General features: G+C 43.6%; 14 protein-coding genes. All 14 read right to left on the reverse strand.

The genetic code is table 11. From position 1 onward, the window contains the following. Window positions 1-109: 109 nt before the first annotated feature. The 14 genes from AC1XUD_RS02625 to AC1XUD_RS02690 all read right to left on the reverse strand — a co-directional run bounded on the left by AC1XUD_RS02625 (window position 110) and on the right by AC1XUD_RS02690 (window position 15627). The gene (locus tag AC1XUD_RS02625) at window positions 110-343 is read right to left on the reverse strand and encodes a hypothetical protein (RefSeq protein WP_483359389.1); all 234 of its coding nucleotides are present in this window, start codon (window positions 341-343) and stop codon (window positions 110-112) included. Between the two features lie 183 nt (window positions 344-526). Beyond that, a complete protein-coding gene (locus AC1XUD_RS02630; protein WP_483359390.1) occupies window positions 527-1837 on the reverse strand; it encodes an NHL repeat-containing protein in 1311 nt (436 codons plus the stop codon). Between the two features lie 51 nt (window positions 1838-1888). Then, on the reverse strand, window positions 1889-3289 hold the full coding sequence (locus tag AC1XUD_RS02635; RefSeq protein ID WP_483359391.1) for a neutral/alkaline non-lysosomal ceramidase N-terminal domain-containing protein: 1401 nt from the start codon (window positions 3287-3289) through the stop codon (window positions 1889-1891). Next, window positions 3286-4677 carry a DegT/DnrJ/EryC1/StrS family aminotransferase gene (locus AC1XUD_RS02640; RefSeq protein ID WP_483359392.1) on the reverse strand — a complete coding sequence of 464 codons (1392 nt, stop codon included), beginning with the start codon at window positions 4675-4677 and terminating at the stop codon, window positions 3286-3288. The genes AC1XUD_RS02635 and AC1XUD_RS02640 overlap by 4 nt, the downstream gene beginning before the upstream one ends. Window positions 4678-4733: 56 nt before the next feature. Beyond that, window positions 4734-6134 (reverse strand): Gfo/Idh/MocA family protein, encoded by a 1401-nt coding sequence (locus tag AC1XUD_RS02645; protein WP_483359393.1) that lies wholly within the window; start codon window positions 6132-6134, stop codon window positions 4734-4736. 65 nt (window positions 6135-6199) lie between these two features. Next, the gene (locus AC1XUD_RS02650; RefSeq protein ID WP_483359394.1) at window positions 6200-7327 is read right to left on the reverse strand and encodes a hypothetical protein; all 1128 of its coding nucleotides are present in this window, start codon (window positions 7325-7327) and stop codon (window positions 6200-6202) included. Between the two features lie 6 nt (window positions 7328-7333). Continuing rightward, on the reverse strand, window positions 7334-8074 hold the full coding sequence (locus tag AC1XUD_RS02655) for an SDR family NAD(P)-dependent oxidoreductase (RefSeq protein ID WP_483359395.1): 741 nt from the start codon (window positions 8072-8074) through the stop codon (window positions 7334-7336). 96 nt (window positions 8075-8170) lie between these two features. Further along, window positions 8171-9127: a dihydrodipicolinate synthase family protein gene (locus AC1XUD_RS02660; protein WP_483359396.1), complete on the reverse strand. Its 957-nt coding sequence runs from the start codon at window positions 9125-9127 to the stop codon at window positions 8171-8173. Continuing rightward, on the reverse strand, window positions 9124-10065 hold the full coding sequence (locus AC1XUD_RS02665) for a DMT family transporter (RefSeq protein ID WP_483359397.1): 942 nt from the start codon (window positions 10063-10065) through the stop codon (window positions 9124-9126). Before AC1XUD_RS02665 ends, AC1XUD_RS02660 begins: the two co-directional genes overlap by 4 nt. After that, the gene (locus AC1XUD_RS02670) at window positions 10062-11195 is read right to left on the reverse strand and encodes a mandelate racemase/muconate lactonizing enzyme family protein (protein WP_483359398.1); all 1134 of its coding nucleotides are present in this window, start codon (window positions 11193-11195) and stop codon (window positions 10062-10064) included. The genes AC1XUD_RS02665 and AC1XUD_RS02670 overlap by 4 nt, the downstream gene beginning before the upstream one ends. A 1-nt stretch (window position 11196) precedes the next feature. Next, window positions 11197-12171 carry a 3-hydroxyacyl-CoA dehydrogenase family protein gene (locus tag AC1XUD_RS02675; protein WP_483359399.1) on the reverse strand — a complete coding sequence of 325 codons (975 nt, stop codon included), beginning with the start codon at window positions 12169-12171 and terminating at the stop codon, window positions 11197-11199. Between the two features lie 23 nt (window positions 12172-12194). Further along, window positions 12195-12581, reverse strand: coding sequence for a RidA family protein (locus AC1XUD_RS02680; protein ID WP_483359400.1), 387 nt, complete (start codon window positions 12579-12581; stop codon window positions 12195-12197). Continuing rightward, window positions 12578-13372, reverse strand: a complete 795-nt coding sequence (locus AC1XUD_RS02685; protein ID WP_483359401.1) for a creatininase family protein — start codon at window positions 13370-13372, stop codon at window positions 12578-12580. The genes AC1XUD_RS02680 and AC1XUD_RS02685 overlap by 4 nt, the downstream gene beginning before the upstream one ends. A 182-nt stretch (window positions 13373-13554) precedes the next feature. Further along, window positions 13555-15627 (reverse strand): family 20 glycosylhydrolase, encoded by a 2073-nt coding sequence (locus AC1XUD_RS02690; protein WP_483359402.1) that lies wholly within the window; start codon window positions 15625-15627, stop codon window positions 13555-13557. Between the last annotated feature and the right edge of the window lie 294 nt (window positions 15628-15921).

Consider the following 15921-nt stretch of genomic DNA (forward strand, 5'->3'; position numbering starts at 1 on the left):
CACTAAATACAAGAAATTAACGCAGTCCAAAAGGAAAATGGTGGATGTTGGCCACGGAAATACTAAGACAACTGAGCTGTATGCTAAAATCGTTGATTTCAAGGTTCGATCAGTTGACCGTCCGCAAACTATTCGGCCTCCAATGCCTGGTTTTGATAACGTGACGGAGGTTTGCGTAACTGCCAAAACTTTCTTGATTGAAAGGAACCACCGGCGAAGTAAAGTCGGTGGTTCTCATTCCAAGGATATGGCTAAAATCCATAGCCAGATTATATGGTTTGAGCAGAGCCCGAAGGTCCGGTGTTGTTTGCACCGGATATCCTTCAATCCTTAATTGATTCACGATAGAAAGGATTACCCGTTTGATCTGAAAGCGACTGAGATCGCACCTGCCAAAATCCCATTCAGCCAATAATGCCTGAATATGGTGCGCAGTGCCGTAAAATCATAGTTGCTAATCCAAGCGACCCATAATCCAGAATTCTTCGGTAATTTCCTTACAGGTTTGAACGCATAATTACTTTGGTCAAAATGGATTTGAGATTTTTACCAGATCCTGGATCACGCCGCCATTGTGCTCAAAACGGGCAAGTGTATAAACGTCTCCACGTGAATCTACGGCAATCGAATTAACATAAGTGGGTCTTTCGAAGTCAGCATAAAAAACAGGACCATGATCAATATATTTACTGGTGACCAGGTTGTAGGTTATAAGATGAAGATTTTCCAATCCCTTGGCTGCACCTTTGGCAATTTGCTCTTCACCTTTTAGCCGCTTGCCATTTTCATATATCGGTCCGCCGGTCAGGTAATAGATCGTCTGTTGATCGGGCCCCAGCTGAAAACCCAGATAGCCATAGCTGAACTGGTCAAACATGCCGCTCTTTTTGGATGGTTCAGAAGTGATCCTTTCAATAATTTCAATTTTTTGTTTTCTGGGATCAAACCGGAAGAGGTAACCCGAATTCCCGTGCACGCCATAAGCGACCTGCTCAACCGGATGCCAAAAGATCTTTCGCCAGTTGTAGGACATGCTTCCAGGCCGTGTGGGATCGTATTTCCCAAAATAATCCAGTCTCAAATCAACGTTTTGCAGTTTCTCAACAGATCCATCGGCAGGATTGTAGGAAAAAATATCACCCTCGGCAACGGAAAAATAAACTGTTCCACTTCCTGAATCCACAAAAAGTGAGCGGCACAAGGATCTGAAGTCGTGGCCGGGTGTACCAGCTTCGCCTTTTTTTGAAACAGGGCCTAGATCTTTTAAAACATTTCTGTCAACATCATAATGAATAAAATGACCATTTGGCCAGGATAAACCGTAAAGATGTCCGCGCTGCAAATCCATGGTCATTGAAACCATCCCTTCTCCATTTGGAACTGTGGCAAGATCTTCAAATGCACCAGTAGCCAGATCATAGGATAAAAAATGACCTCCCTGGTATAATTTATAACCATCAGGAGCCGATTGCGGCAAACGATCCATGCCATCAATAAGCTGATAATAACCTACATGTGTAGAAAAATACAGCTTTCCGTTTCTTTCATAAAAACGGACATGACTTTTTCCCTGCGCGATTGCTTTAAGTCCATTTTCTCCACATATCTCAGTGAGATCGCCAAGAAGTCTGATGCTTTCATCCGAAGGATTGTAAACGTACATATGTCCGCCCGTATCATATTGATCAGAGGAAAGTACGTAATAAATTTTCCCGTCACTGGCGGCTGAAATGGCGTTGTAGGTATCATGGGCCTTATCAAATCCTGAATAATAATGTTTGGCAGTTAACGATTTGTCCACAGTTTCGCGTTCTTCAATAATTTCAATATTTTTCATAAAACTTCTTTAGATAACAACTTGCCAGAGCAAATCCTGCCAATCTTGAAATCATTTAATCAGGACCGATTCAGGTTTCTTAACGCCGGCTTTTTGAGCCAGTTCTATCATGCCACTCATAATTTTGGTTTCTGTGTCAGAAGCCCAGGTAGAGGGTAATCCGTAAACAATTTGTGCAAGATCACCTTCGTAACCCCCTTCTCTTAAAATAGTGGACGTAGGAATGTAACTGACCACATCGTTGGAGTAACCCATTACAAAAGTGCTCTGCCCGAAAATTTTTTTAAGGTTAATTGCATATTCAGAAACCAACTCGCCGCCCAGCGTCATCACCACCTGATCACCCAGTTTCCAGATTTGCAAAGGATAAGGATAGGTAGTTTGAAATGGCTGTCTGTTTTTAATATTTTCGAGCATTCTTTTTGCCCAGCGCTGCTGAAAACCAGTTTCTTTTTCTGCCATTTTGGACAGTTCTTCCTTTGAGGGAGCGGTGGTTAAATTCAGATCTATTTCCTGGTATGCCGTTATTAATTTCGGCTCCAGCGGTTTCATGTCTTCACCTAATGTCCGTTCCACGGCAGCCGCGAGCGTTTTTCCATACTGGATTGCGAGCGGGACGGTATTTCTGGGCAGAGGATTTTGGTCGGCCCCGGCGCCCTGAAAAAATAATGCGGTGGCTTTTGGATAAAGTTTTTCGAGCTCAATCTGCGCGAATCCCGGATAATCTCCCGACCATTGATTACCACTCAAAACCGTAGGATGGCAAGCATATCCAAATGTAATGGCGATGATATTGTTATTTGCATCCGTTACTTTGATCACGGGAACGGCAGGGTCGGAGGGACCCGAAAGAGCTGTCAGCGTTTCAAGTTTTGTAGCATCATTATTTCTCCGGTTAACCTGAAAACGTGTAACACCATTTTGTGCATACAGCGAAGCAGGTGCCAGGTTTTTCAAGGCATTGCCCACTAACGTAATGATCTGTTCGGTAAGCCATGCTGAATTGCTATGGATTTTCCGTTCGTCCTCCGCTGTAGTGGGATAAATATCAGACAGAGCCGTGCTTAAAACCGGCCCTGAGTGTGTGTGTGAAGCATTTAATATAATTTGTGACTTCGATAAATGGTATCGGTTTTCCAGCATCTTGCGGATAGTGTCCGAAATCGTTTTTGGGAATCCTAAAAGATCCGTAGTGACCAGCACAGAACGTTGTCCACCGGCATCTTCCAGTGCCAGCGCCTTTGCCCATAAATCATGTATTTTCCCTTCTGACGGACCGGTGCGCGAGGCAAAACCCGCCATCCACATCGATTGCGAAGGTGTGATAACTACTTTTGCGACGCCTGCTTTCCAGCCGTTTTTAATATTTTCCTGCACTTTGTTTTGTCCGGAGGAACTTGCTGGAAAGATAAGTAAAGTCAACCCCGTCAGAAAGAAGAATATCACTCTCATAATTTTCCCAGTTTCTTGATCTGCGCTGAATTTTTATGAATTTTTTCTATCGCTGAGGCGATATCCTTCATGTCTGTCCTGGTGCCAAGGAGCATATTCTGGGTAAACCATACCGCTTCTTCGTTACAGAGGAGATCGTTGTTCGGACATTTATTTTGCTCGTTATACGCGTTGATGTCCAGCATCTTTGCAGGATACATTTTTCTGTAATTTTTTGACTCAAATGTATCTTTCAGATATGGCTGCGTATTTAGCGTAGCATAGCCACTCGAGCAGGGAATTCCCTCCGCCGTGAGCGCCTTGATAAATATGTCTCGGGACAATCCGTTGAAAGCATCTTTTTGGTACCGGAACGGGAAAAGATGAAACGCTGCCCGCGTTACATTGTCATAGAGTTTATAGGGTATAATGCCGGGAATATCTTCGATCTGCGATTTAAGATATGCGGCGTTCTCATTTCTTGTGGTCGTTTGGCTGTCAAGCCGTTTGAGTTGAGCGAGCCCGATGGCTGCCTGGTATTCTGTAAACCGCAATTTTGTTCCCTGGATAATACAGCCGCTGCTCACGGCTCCTACAGCAGTACCATAGGTATATCCGAAATTGTGGTAAGAATAACAGCGGTCCATAAATTTTTCATTATTGCTCACAATCGCGCCGCCTTCACCAATCGGGAGATTTTTTGAGTTTTGAAAACTGAAACAGCCTGCATCGCCGATCGTGCCTACTTTTTGTTTATTAATCTCAGCCAAATGCGCCTGACAAGCATCCTCGATCACCAGCAGATTATGTTTTTTGGCGATTGCCATAATTTTATCCATATCTGCCGGCAAGCCCAGGATATGAACCGGCATAATTGCTTTTGTCCGAGGGGTTATTTTTGCTTCAATTTTGGCAGGGTCCATTTGAAAAGTTTCGGGATCCACATCCACGAAAACCGGTATAGCGCCATTTGACAAAACCGAGGAGACCGTTGCAATAAAAGTATAAGGCGGCACCAACACTTCATCACCAGCTTTTATGTCAAACTGGTTCAATGTTATGACCAGCGCATTGGTACCATTCACAACAGCCAGGCTGCGTTTCGCGCCAAGGGTCGATGCCCACTCTTTTTCAAACTGGGTCACCACTTCTGCCCGCGACCAAATTCCGCTTCTCAACACTTCCAACACCTGTTTCTCATCCGTTGCCGGATTCCAGATTGGCCATTCAGGCCATTTTGTGGTACTCCATGCCGCTTTTCCTCCCAGGATCGCAGGCGTTTGCACCTGACTCAGGCTGGCTGCAAAAACAGGTTTTGAAACTACCGAAGCAAGTGCTGCGCCAGCTGCGGCAAGAGAATTTTTTTTGATAAAATCTCTTCTTGAAAAACTACGTCGTGATGATTCCATTTGTAAGATTTTAGCGTTATATCGATTTTGCCGGAAAATTCCGGTACCTGTTTTATTTAGAGCAATACCTTGGTATTTCCACCTTCTTTCATCGAAAGATCAACCGGTTTATTGGTTTTCCAGGCTCCTGATGTGAAATCGGGTACATCAATAGAATTGGAACGATGTTTTACCGACCATTCGCTCAGGGGCCCGACGGCACTCCAGAGCGCAGCATCATACACATCCTGATCCAGTGGCAACCCATTGCGAAGACAATCAACCGTGCGCCAGTCCATCAGAAAATCCATTCCGCCATGACCGCCTACTTGCTTGGCCGCTTCTCCGATTTTTTTGATGATCGGCGGCGTATATTTTGCCTCAACTGCTTTATATTCTTCCTCAGTAAGCCACTCATGTTCTTTGGAATAACGGGCCGGTTCGGGATATTTCAGCGCTGTTCCCTTTGTTCCGCTAACGAGCTGAATTCTTGAGTAAGGCCTGGGTGAGCTCACATCAAACTGAACCATAATTGTTTTTCCTTTACGGGTCCGGATCGTGGATGTGTTCATCATTCCATTAAAATGCCGCCCAACATAAGGTTTGAAAAAAGGGTCATCCGTTGCCAGTTTTTTTGCTGTTTCTCCCATGATGAAATCATTGTTGGACATCGAGACGAGGTAATCCATCTGATCACCGCGGTTGATATTCATCACTTGGCAGATTGGTCCGAGTCCGTGGGTTGGATATAGATTTCCAGTCCTTTTTGAAAGTTCTTCAAGCTCCCACATCTGATAAAAGCGGTCTTTCGAGAATACATATTCTTGCAAATTATGCAGATAAGCGCCTTCGCCGTGGGTGATCTCGCCAAAAAATCCCTGGCGTGCCATATTCAAAGTCAGCAGTTCGGAAAAGTCGTAACAGCAGTTTTCCGTCATCATGCAATGTTTACGGGTGCGCTCGGAGGTTTCAACAAGCTGCCAGCATTCTTCAATTGTTTTAGCAGCAGGCACTTCCACACATACGTGCTTATCGTGATTCATGGAAAAAACCGCCATGGGGGTATGCAATGCCCAGGGCGTTACAATGTAGACAAGATCAAGATCCGTCATTTCACAAAGCTTTTTCCAGGCCTCTGCTCCTGTATGAAATGATTTCGGCCGATGTCCCTGTGAAGCAACCATTTTGGCTGCTTCATTGACTTTTCCTTCCCTGAGATCACAGAGGGCTTTAATTTGAACACCTTCAATTTTATTCATACGCTCCACTGCCGCCATTCCTCGGTTGCCAAGTCCGATAAAACCAACGCGCACAGCGGGAAGTTTCGGCGCAGCAAAACCGGACATATTGAATTTCTGAATATGTTTTCTTTCTGATTGGCTATTTTCTTTATTTTCGGCAAAAGCCGTTTGAGCAGTCGCCAGGCCGATTCCAGATAGTCCGGTAAGTTTTAAAAAGTCTCTGCGATTCTTATTCATAAGTGATCCGTTGTGAATAAAAGGCTATAATCAGGCGTCAATCTTTTGATAAGTAACGCATATTGTTATACGTTTTCTCGGAAACATTCCTCGTTTTTGTCGGAAAGTCTTGATCCATTTAAAATACACTCATCCAGAAATGCAGGCTCGTAACCGTTATCCTGCGCCCATTTTACAGCCGTTATCAGTTTCTCCCGGTAGTCGGGCTGATAATTGAAATAGGACGGATAGAAATATTGTTCGTGGACCAGAAGATCGACATAAGGCGGTTTGCTGCCACCTTGACTATAATGATCCAGCCATGGCCCAATTTCGTCAATTTTTTTCATGTCAATGACGATACAGGTTTTTACGAAAACAATATCCTCGCTCATGTCTTTCCATACAAATCGCTTTTTGATATGGCGTCTTTCCGTTTCATTTAAGTAATAACTGGCAGGGTACTGTCCGTCATCAATATTAAAATAACCAAGCTGTCCTTTGTAACCGGCGTCTCTTAAAACACGGGAAGCCTCACGCGTAGCCTCTCCCCAATGAATGGTGGTCAGGCCCGTCATAACGTCCTCAGATGCAAATCTTTTGATGTGATCAACAACCAGGTCACAATCTTTTTTTACCGTTTCATAATCTGCGCTGATGTAGGGCTGATCAGGAAATTCGGCCCTGGCGTGAAAGCTTAGCGTTAGCCAACCGGCATTTTCCTTCCACTCTTTTTTATAACGGTCGGTGAATTCAGAAAGGTTAAATCCTTCCGTTTCGTAAAATAAATTCAGATGGATCTTCGTGCCGTAACTTTCGTTTATTTCCTTTAAAACAGCCAGATACGGATGTTCGAAAAGTGACTGATAAGTATCCACATTTTGTTGAATATCACGCAAAAACCAGATATTATCATCAATTGACAGACGGTATTTTCCAGCAAAGTTTTTCAAACGGTAAACCGTAATTGAAATGCCTTCTCCAGAATCTGAATCAACAGCTTCAAGAGTATTTTCATAATTTTCCAAACCGATTTCCGCCTGATACAATCCGTTTTCAAAAACAGCATTTACACCATTTATGGTAAGGTGTAAACCTGCCGGAGCTGTTAACTTGGCGACTATTTTTAAAGTATCTCCATTCAGTTCACCATCCCAGGCGTGCATCATGTCGCCATGGATTGGACTCACGAAGTATATATCTTTTTTGCCCATGATTTATCAGTAAGTTGCCCTTCCGCCAGAAAGATCAAAAGTAAATCCTGTAGTAAAACTATTCAAAGGTGACACAATATACGCTGCAAGATTGGCCGCTTCCTCCAATGTTCCACAGCGTTTCATCGGTATTTTGTCCGTCATGTATTTAACCTGTGCTTCGGGCATGGCGTCAACCAGCGGCGTTTGAATAACAGCAGGCGCCAGCGCATTGACGGTGATGCCGTTTTCTGCGTATTCTTTTCCCTGCACTTTTGCCATTCCGATCACTGCCGCTTTGCTTGCTGAATAAGCGAGCATTCCAGCATTTCCCTCTTTTCCGGCTATCGAAGCGATATGCAGAATTCTTCCGTAATTATTGGAAAGCATGCTTGGAATGACCGCTTTTGAAGTGTAAAAGCTGCTCATGAAATTCAGCTCAAAAACTTTTTGAAGGTTTTCGGTGTCCACTTCATGACTTTTTAAATTAGTCTGACCGGTGATGCCTGCGCAGTTCACCAAAATATCAATTTTGCCAAAACGGCCGAGAATATCTAAAACAGTATCTTCGACCAGTTGCTGATTGGTAATGTCCATGCCGACGCACATCACATGATCCGAAGATCCGAAGGTATCTAAAAGGGCACTCTCATTTAAATCCAGCAATGCAAGCTGTGCGCCTTCGTTCAAAAGTTTACGGGCAATAGACAAACCAAGTCCGGATGCGGCTCCGGTTACCAGGGCGACTTGTCCTTTAAAATTAGCCATAGGATAGGTTCAGGTAGATAAAAATTTGATAACAGCACGCGGGTACAAAACCAGTCGGGTCACTGGAATTATCAAAAGTAAAAGAGAACTGATTTCTTACTTGCTGACATTTGCTTCCAGCGGTATAAATCCGTATTTATCATCATGAAGCAAATCAATGATATTCTGATTAAGCTCTTTGATATAACTGATCGAGGAAGCGTCAGGAATGTAGGCCGCTTTACGTGCTAAACTGTTGGAAAGTACGCCACGGGCTATCAAGAGCTCTTTTTCTGCATAATGGAAAAGCTCCATATTTTGTAAAGAGAAAAATATCTGAGGCATCACTTTTTCGAAAATCTCAAATGCCTTTTTGTGCTCTCCGGCTTTTCGCAGGTCGAATACTTTTTGAAGAATGTCTGCTACAGCAAGTCCGGGCATCACGCCACGAATGCCAATTGGGATTAATTCAAGCATATAAAGACCGCCCCAGCCTTCAAAAAGGCCGATTTTATCGTCTGTGGTTTTGATGATATCTTCAAACTTGGGCGCACAAAGGGGTTCTTCCAGTTTGAGGTATTTAAAATTCGGATTTTCTTCCATCAGGTTTTTTATAAAATTAACGCTGATCGATGAGCCGCCCGGGTTGAAATCCTGGATCAAAACCGGTGTGTTCGGTATGGATTGTAAAAACTCGGAAAGGTATTCTTTCAAAGCATTTTCCGGCAGGCTGAATATCCGCGGAACTGCCAGCGAGATCACATCTGCTCCGGCTTTTACGTTAGCCTGCGCCAGACGTATCGCGATTTTTAAAGACGGATGGTTTGACTGGGCGACAATTTTTATTCTGCCCGCCGCATGATCAACAGCAACCTTTACGACCTGAAGTTTTTCTTCATCAGTCAGTTTGTAAAATTCACTTGCATAAGCCGGAAGGCAAACCGCCTTGATCCCTACGGCGATTGCAAAGTCGATCAGGTCACGAAGTGCATTTTCGTCAATGTCTTCGTTTTCTGTAAAGGGAGTCGGGATAATGGGAACTACGCCGAAGAGTTCGTCTGCGATATTGATCATAATGATTTAATGGATTGATTGGCTTTTTCGATATGTTTTTGCTGTTTTTTCGAGTCAACGATGGTCAGTATAAGCGTTGAGGCAAGCACCAGAAGTCCGCCAATGATGGCCTGTGTTTTTAGGGTTTCACCCAAAACAAAGGCGGCAATTGGCAAGCCCATCAGCGTGATCAGGTAATTGGATAATGCGACCTGCGTTGCGTCAAGATTTTTAAGTGCTTTAAAGAAAAGTAGCATGGAAAGAAAGTTATGGAACAGCGTGAGGGCTATCATACCCGTCCAGGTCTGTGCTGTGTATTCCGGGATTTTGAAAAACATTTCGGGTTCATAATACCAGACCAGCGGCGCCAAAAAGATCACCAGAAAGAGATAGGTGTAAAACAGCATTTCCATTTCGGTGAATTTGTCTGATATTTTTTTGCAGCCGACATTGTAATAACCGTTTCCAATGATGGCCAGAACGATTAAAATATTACCCCAGGCATATTGTGAGCTGAAATCCAGTTTTTGGATGTCGTCAGTTGAGCATAAAGCCACACCGATGATCGCGATGCCAAAGCTGAGCCAGCGTGCGCGGTTCATTTTTTCTTTCAAAATCAAAAAAGCAAATACCGCTGTGATAACCGGCAGAGCCAGTACCAGGATCGCTGAATTGCTTGCAAGCGAATACTGCGTTCCGTAGGTCATAAAAACCTGCGAAGGAAATGCTCCCAAAGCTGCCAGCTGGACAAAAATGAGCAGGTCTTTAAGTTTTCTTTTTCCTTTTTTAAAATCCTTCACGACAAAAGGGGCAAGAAAAATGGTCGCCAGCAGCATCGGTGCCCACACCGTAAAGTAGGGGCCGACCTGAGCCTGGGTTAGTTTAATGCATGTGAAGTGAAAAGACCAGATCAGATTGCACGCAAAAAGAATGATCCACGACAAAACGGATTTACTCATAATATTTTTTGTATAAACCGGTTTGTCCTGAATTTATGAATAGCCTCAATGTCAAGTTCAATGCCCAGCCCGCTGCCTGATGGAACTGTCGCAGCGCCGCTTTCAAAGTGAATTGGCTCGACAATTAAATCATCTACGCGTACCAGTTCTCCGAAAATGTCAGAAGGGATCGTGCAATTGATGCTGGCCGCTGCGATATGAAGTCCCATGGTTTCTGAAATTCCCAGATCTACTTCGGAGCCCCGCCAGCATGGCTTGCCTTCCAGATGTGCAATTTCTGCCAGCAGCACCGAGTTATACGCCGAACCATTGAAATTATATCCATCAGCGGCGTCGGCCCTTACGAAAGTGATCATATCACGAATATCCTGCGTGTACGGTAGTGAAATATGACGATATAGCGGCATTTGTAATTTTTCCCGCAAAGTTTTAAAGCCCTGAACATCGGCATGTAAAATGGGGTCTTCAAGACCCAGCATCGTATTTTTGTCCACGCCTTCCATCAGTTTTAAAGTAGTATCTACATCATTCCAGCGCTGGTTAGGGTCAAGCAAAACCTTGATTCCGTCTCCGCACTGCTTATGGATTTCTTCTGTCCAAAGCCGCACTGCATCTTCATCAGAACATTTGAATTTGAAAACCTTATGGCCTTTTTGCATTGCTTCAAAGGCTTTTTGGGCAGCGTCCTGAGGTGTCCTGCGGCCAGTCCAGCCCATGCAGTCAATTTTATCGCGGTACTTTCCCCCCAGCAATTGATAGACCGGAACGTTCAATAGCTTTCCTGCCAGATCCAGTACTGCGGATTCAAATGCTTCGTAGATCCGCTGGTCGGAAACGGGTAACCTGCGCCAGTTGAGTTTTAAAATATCCTGACCTAAAAAGGTCTCGGCAGCTTCTTCCAAAAGTTCTTTTGATGCACTCCTGTATGTTTCGCCGATACCGGTAAGCCCGTTTTTAAGCGTGATTTCAAGAATCCATTTGGGCTGGTTAGCAAATTCTGTCCAGCTTTCCCCCGTCATGAATTTTTTGGCAAAGGCAATATCTTTATCTAAAACCTGTTCAGAATTCAGACTTCCCGGTTTGGCCGGAACGATGACTTCGGTTGCTTTTATTGCTTTGATCGTCGTCATATTAATGCGCTGTACTTTTTATATTTTCACCAATATTTTGAGGGTATTTTTCGGCCAGCTTTCTGATATCATAGCTGAATTCGGTAAAAAGTTTTTCCCAATGTGCAGCGGTTTCAGTCGTGTAAGGATAAAACCCTTTGGCATTACTAACCCCTTTTGCTCCATCCGCTACTAGTTTTTTCATCATTTCCGGAGCTGTGGCTGTATTGGAAAGTTCCGGGAAAAGATCCTGCATCACAGTCAGATAAGCGGGAATCCCTGTGAGATCCATGAAACGGAACGGTCCGGCAAAAGTGATCCAGTAACCCAGGTCATTTCTTAGGGACCGGTCCACATCTTCAACTGTTGCAAAACCATTTTCAACAAGATTAAAAGCTTCCCGGAGCATGGCGTACATAATGCGGTTGGTAATGAATCCACGGATATCTTTTCGCAAAAAGGAAGGTTCTTTTCCCCAGCTTTCGGCCAGCGCAATTATTTTTTCGGCGTAAAACACGTCCGAATCTTTTCCGCAGATTACTTCCATAAAACGGGTAATATGGGCAGGTTCTGCCCAGTGAATGCCCAAAAGACGCTCCGGATTTTTAAGTCCTTGCTGTAATACAGAAACTGGAATTGCAGAGGTATTGCTCCCGATAATCGCTGTTGCAGAAATTACGGTTTCCAAAGCCTGATATACTTTCTTCTTTTCTTCAACACTTTCGATAATGGATTCTATAATAACTTCATAATCAGATAAATCCTTTACCTGGTCTGTTATTGTTAACTTTTCAATAACCGCTGACGGACTGTCGGTAAGTAGTCCTTCTTTGTCCAGTTCGACCAGGAAATGAAGTATTCTTTTTCTCGCATCAGGAGCCTCGCTGATATCTTTTACAAGAGAAGTTACCTGATGACCGGCAGCCAGGATACAAGTGGCAATGCTGCTTCCCATCAAACCAAGCCCGACCGTTCCGATCCTTATTTTTTCAGCCATGATAAACTTGTCAATTCGGGAAATTACTTTGTTTTTATTCTTGCAATCGCATCGATTTCTACCTTGATTCCATCGCCCAGAACAGATTGCACGGTCGTTCGAGCTGGTTTGATTCCTGGAAAAAATGAGGCGTAAACCGTATTGTACCGGTCAAATTCGTTGATATCGCTTAAATGCGCACTGCATTTCACAATATCATCCATGCTTCCGCCAGCCGCTTCTACGATCTTCTTGATATGATTGAGCGTGTTAGTTGTTTCTTCTTCAATCGTGCCATGAACCACCGCCCCGGTTGAAAGATCCACGGAACCCTGGCCGCTTATAAATAACCAGCCATCGATCAAAACCCCGGCTGAGTAAGCGCCGGTACTGACTTTTTTATCGGGGTGTTCTATTTCAATTTTGCTCATGATGATTTCGAAAGATCTTTTGATAAAGGCCAGTTTTTAAAAGCCCGAAGAAACTCGGTTACCGAGGCAGCCGCATTTTCGAGTAAATGTTTTCCCTTTGCGGCGGTGGCTAGCTGTGGTTCGCCGCTGCTCCCGTTTGAGGAAACAAATTGTGTTTGTTTGAACAGCGTTACGCCGCGGTAAGGCTCATCATCTTCCCAGGGTATATATTCATTACTTTCCGGACGCAGAGGCCGCTCTGCCTTTTCCATCCATACTTTTTCAGGGAAAATGTGAAGCATCATACTGGTTTCATATTCGCAGGCATGGCTTAGCGCCGGACTTTCCATAGGAGCCTGGCCTGTGAAAATTTTACCTGCTGTTTCCCAATAAGTGACCAGGGCAATATTTGGTGATAACTGTGTGTCGTATTTATTTCCTAAAACGGTAAGTGCCTGTTTTACGGGTGTAATATTTCCACCATGCCCGTTCAGCAGAACAATTTTCCTGAAACCATTTTTCAGCATTGATTCTACAAGCTCCACTATCACCGACGTATAGGTATTTACGGTCAGGCTTATCGTCCCTCCAAATGCCAGATGATGATGACTGGAACCATAGGCCAGCGTTGGACAAAGCAGTATATCGTCGTTCAAATTTTGTTCAGCTTTTTGAGCAATCCAGGTTACCAGATCGGTGTCTGTCGACACGCCAAGGTGCGGGCCATGCTGCTCGATAGCGGCAATGGGCATGACGATGACCTTGTCTGTAAGCCGGTTGATCTGCGGATAGCTTAAATCTGAAAATTTCATATTTCGTTAATCGGCGTTATAATACTTTCATTGATCGGGAAGTCAATTCAGAAATCAGACTGCTTCCTCACAATATTAATAGATATTGATAAATATTGTTTACAAAAATATGCATTTTTTGTAAACAATAAAATAATTTAAGAATTTTAGTACCCATTAGAACTCGACTGCTTGAATCTCTATTAAAAATCGGGTGTGAATAGTTCCTCAAACGATTTGGAAGCAATATGATCCGGGCTGTTTTGTATACGATAATCATTTACTTTTAACTGGAGTTTTTGCCATAAAGCGTGCTCTACGTCAAATCGGCCCAGGATTGTGTTAAGGCGGTAAGGTTTATATTCGGATTTCCAGGCATTTTCGTATGCCGTTTTCAGATCTCCGTTTTCATCCATCATATCGACAAGAAATCCGTGACATAAGTAGGTGATGTCATAAACCACAAAATCGTTTTTCTTTTTTCTTAGCATCGAATCATTCCAGCGATCACAGATGGTCTTCGCCCATACAAAGCGGGAGGCGCTGTAATGCATGAGCCTTGCTGAAACCAAAAGGGAATTGATAAAAGGGACGTCGTTTGGGTAACATTTTTTCAAAGCAGCGGTAAGGGCCGATTGGGCTTCTTCGCTATTTTTTCGTGCATTTTTAAAATCTTCCAAATGTTTTTCTGTGTTTGAAAGATAATAAGGTAAAAACGGATTTGCCCAGCTTTCGATGATCGTTCCTCTTGGCATTCCGTTTGTATTCCTTCCCAGGCATTTATCCAGATGTTCATTTGATTTTTGAAGGAATTCAAAAGCGGACTTCATTTCATCTGACACTTTCGGAAAAGTAAGCGCCGCATAGTCAGTGGCAAATGTATTTTGATCGGCCGTGATTCCCTGCCAGGCACCAATGCTTCCATATGCCATGAAGAGCCACGATGGGCGCAAAGATGGTTCAACAGGATCGGTCCAAACGGAATTGATAAAACCCAATGTTTTGTTACGGATCCCTGCTTTCAGACAAAGATCAATATTGGTGTAAGTGTAGCGGGCATCCGGATAAATGTGGCCCCAGCCAGATACGGCCGGCTGGATCAGGAATTTTCTTTTTTTGGCCAGAACAGGATTTAAATAACGGTTGATCTCAACGGTATCAGGCTTGTATTCCCAGATAACTGGTATAACGTCCTTTGGTATTTTACCGATAATTTCAGGATAGTAGTTGTTCATATCCGTCCAGGTCATCACCGTTTTACCGTATTTTTTCAGTTCAGCCTGCACAAAATCAAGCTGTTGCAGCCAGAGCTTCTCTGAACTTATTTTGATATCGCCATCGTCCGCGATACGCTTGGTTTCCCATGTTTCATCAAAACCGACATGGATAAACGGACTTTGGAAAAGCTGGGTATACTGACTGATCCAGTTGGTCAGCAATGCGTTCACCTTTAGATTTCTTGGATCCAGTTCATGACCGTAGTGCCCGATTGAAAGATCTGCATATTTCTCATTTCTAAGCAGTTCGTGTAAATGTCCATAAAGATTTAAAAACGGAATGACATCCAAGTGCCGCTGTTTTCCGTAGGCGATAATTTCAGAAACTTCCTTTTTTGAATAACCGGTTTTATAACCGAGGGAAGGGAAGCCATCCAGCTCAATGCTCACTTCGTTATAAAAGTAATACTGATTAGTTTTCCATTTTACCAGAAAATCGATCTGTTTTTTGATCTCATCCACTGTCAACAATCCACCATGGGCAAAATCCATCATGATGCCTCGGTAAGCAATCTTAGGTTTGTCTTTTATGGTAATTGCGGGGAGGGATATCGTTTTGCCATCACCCTGGATAAGCTGGCGAATCGTTTGAACAGCATAAAACAATCCGGTCGATGTATTAGCCTCGACCTGAATTTTTCCCGAACTGATCGTGAGCTGGTACCATTCTCTTTCACTGCTTCCGCTCATTTCGCTCACTTCCGGCAGTTCATGCCCGGTTTCCTTGATTTTGTATTGAAAAGTTGCTTGAGAAGAAGATAACGCTGGTTTTGGATATTTCCCTGTGCGTTCTTTGACTGCTGATTTAAGCTCGTTTATAGCGAATAAAATATCTTCCGGAGCATTTTTCGGAACAAATAGCGAAATGTTTTCAAGTGGAAGTGACCGCTCGCCGACCTGAACGAAATCTGGTTTGGGAAGGAGCAGGGGCTCTTTTTGTGCGAAAGCAAGGAAACTGACTAGAAAAAAAATCCAGGTGTGTAATACTAATTTTTTCATTCTGAGATAATTACAAATCGTTTTGCAGGCCTCGTATTGCTTATTTTAGCCAGTTTTTAAAGTTGTCAGGGGTTTTGAATGGTCCGGATTCCAATCATGAAAATTGGAATCGGCCTGCTCGGCTCTGTCGAAGTTTTTCGCTCGTGGGCCATTCCTCAGGCAAGGATCAAATGAAAAACACGCTTTCGATATTCCCCTGACCTGGCAAGCAACTTTGTACCAGGAACAATTCTTTCCAAGGGTTTTGTAAAACCATATTGTCACATTTTGCAAGATTTCTTCGTGAACTTCTAA

It is taken from the genome of Dyadobacter sp. HNCC25DJ184, from assembly GCF_056895215.1.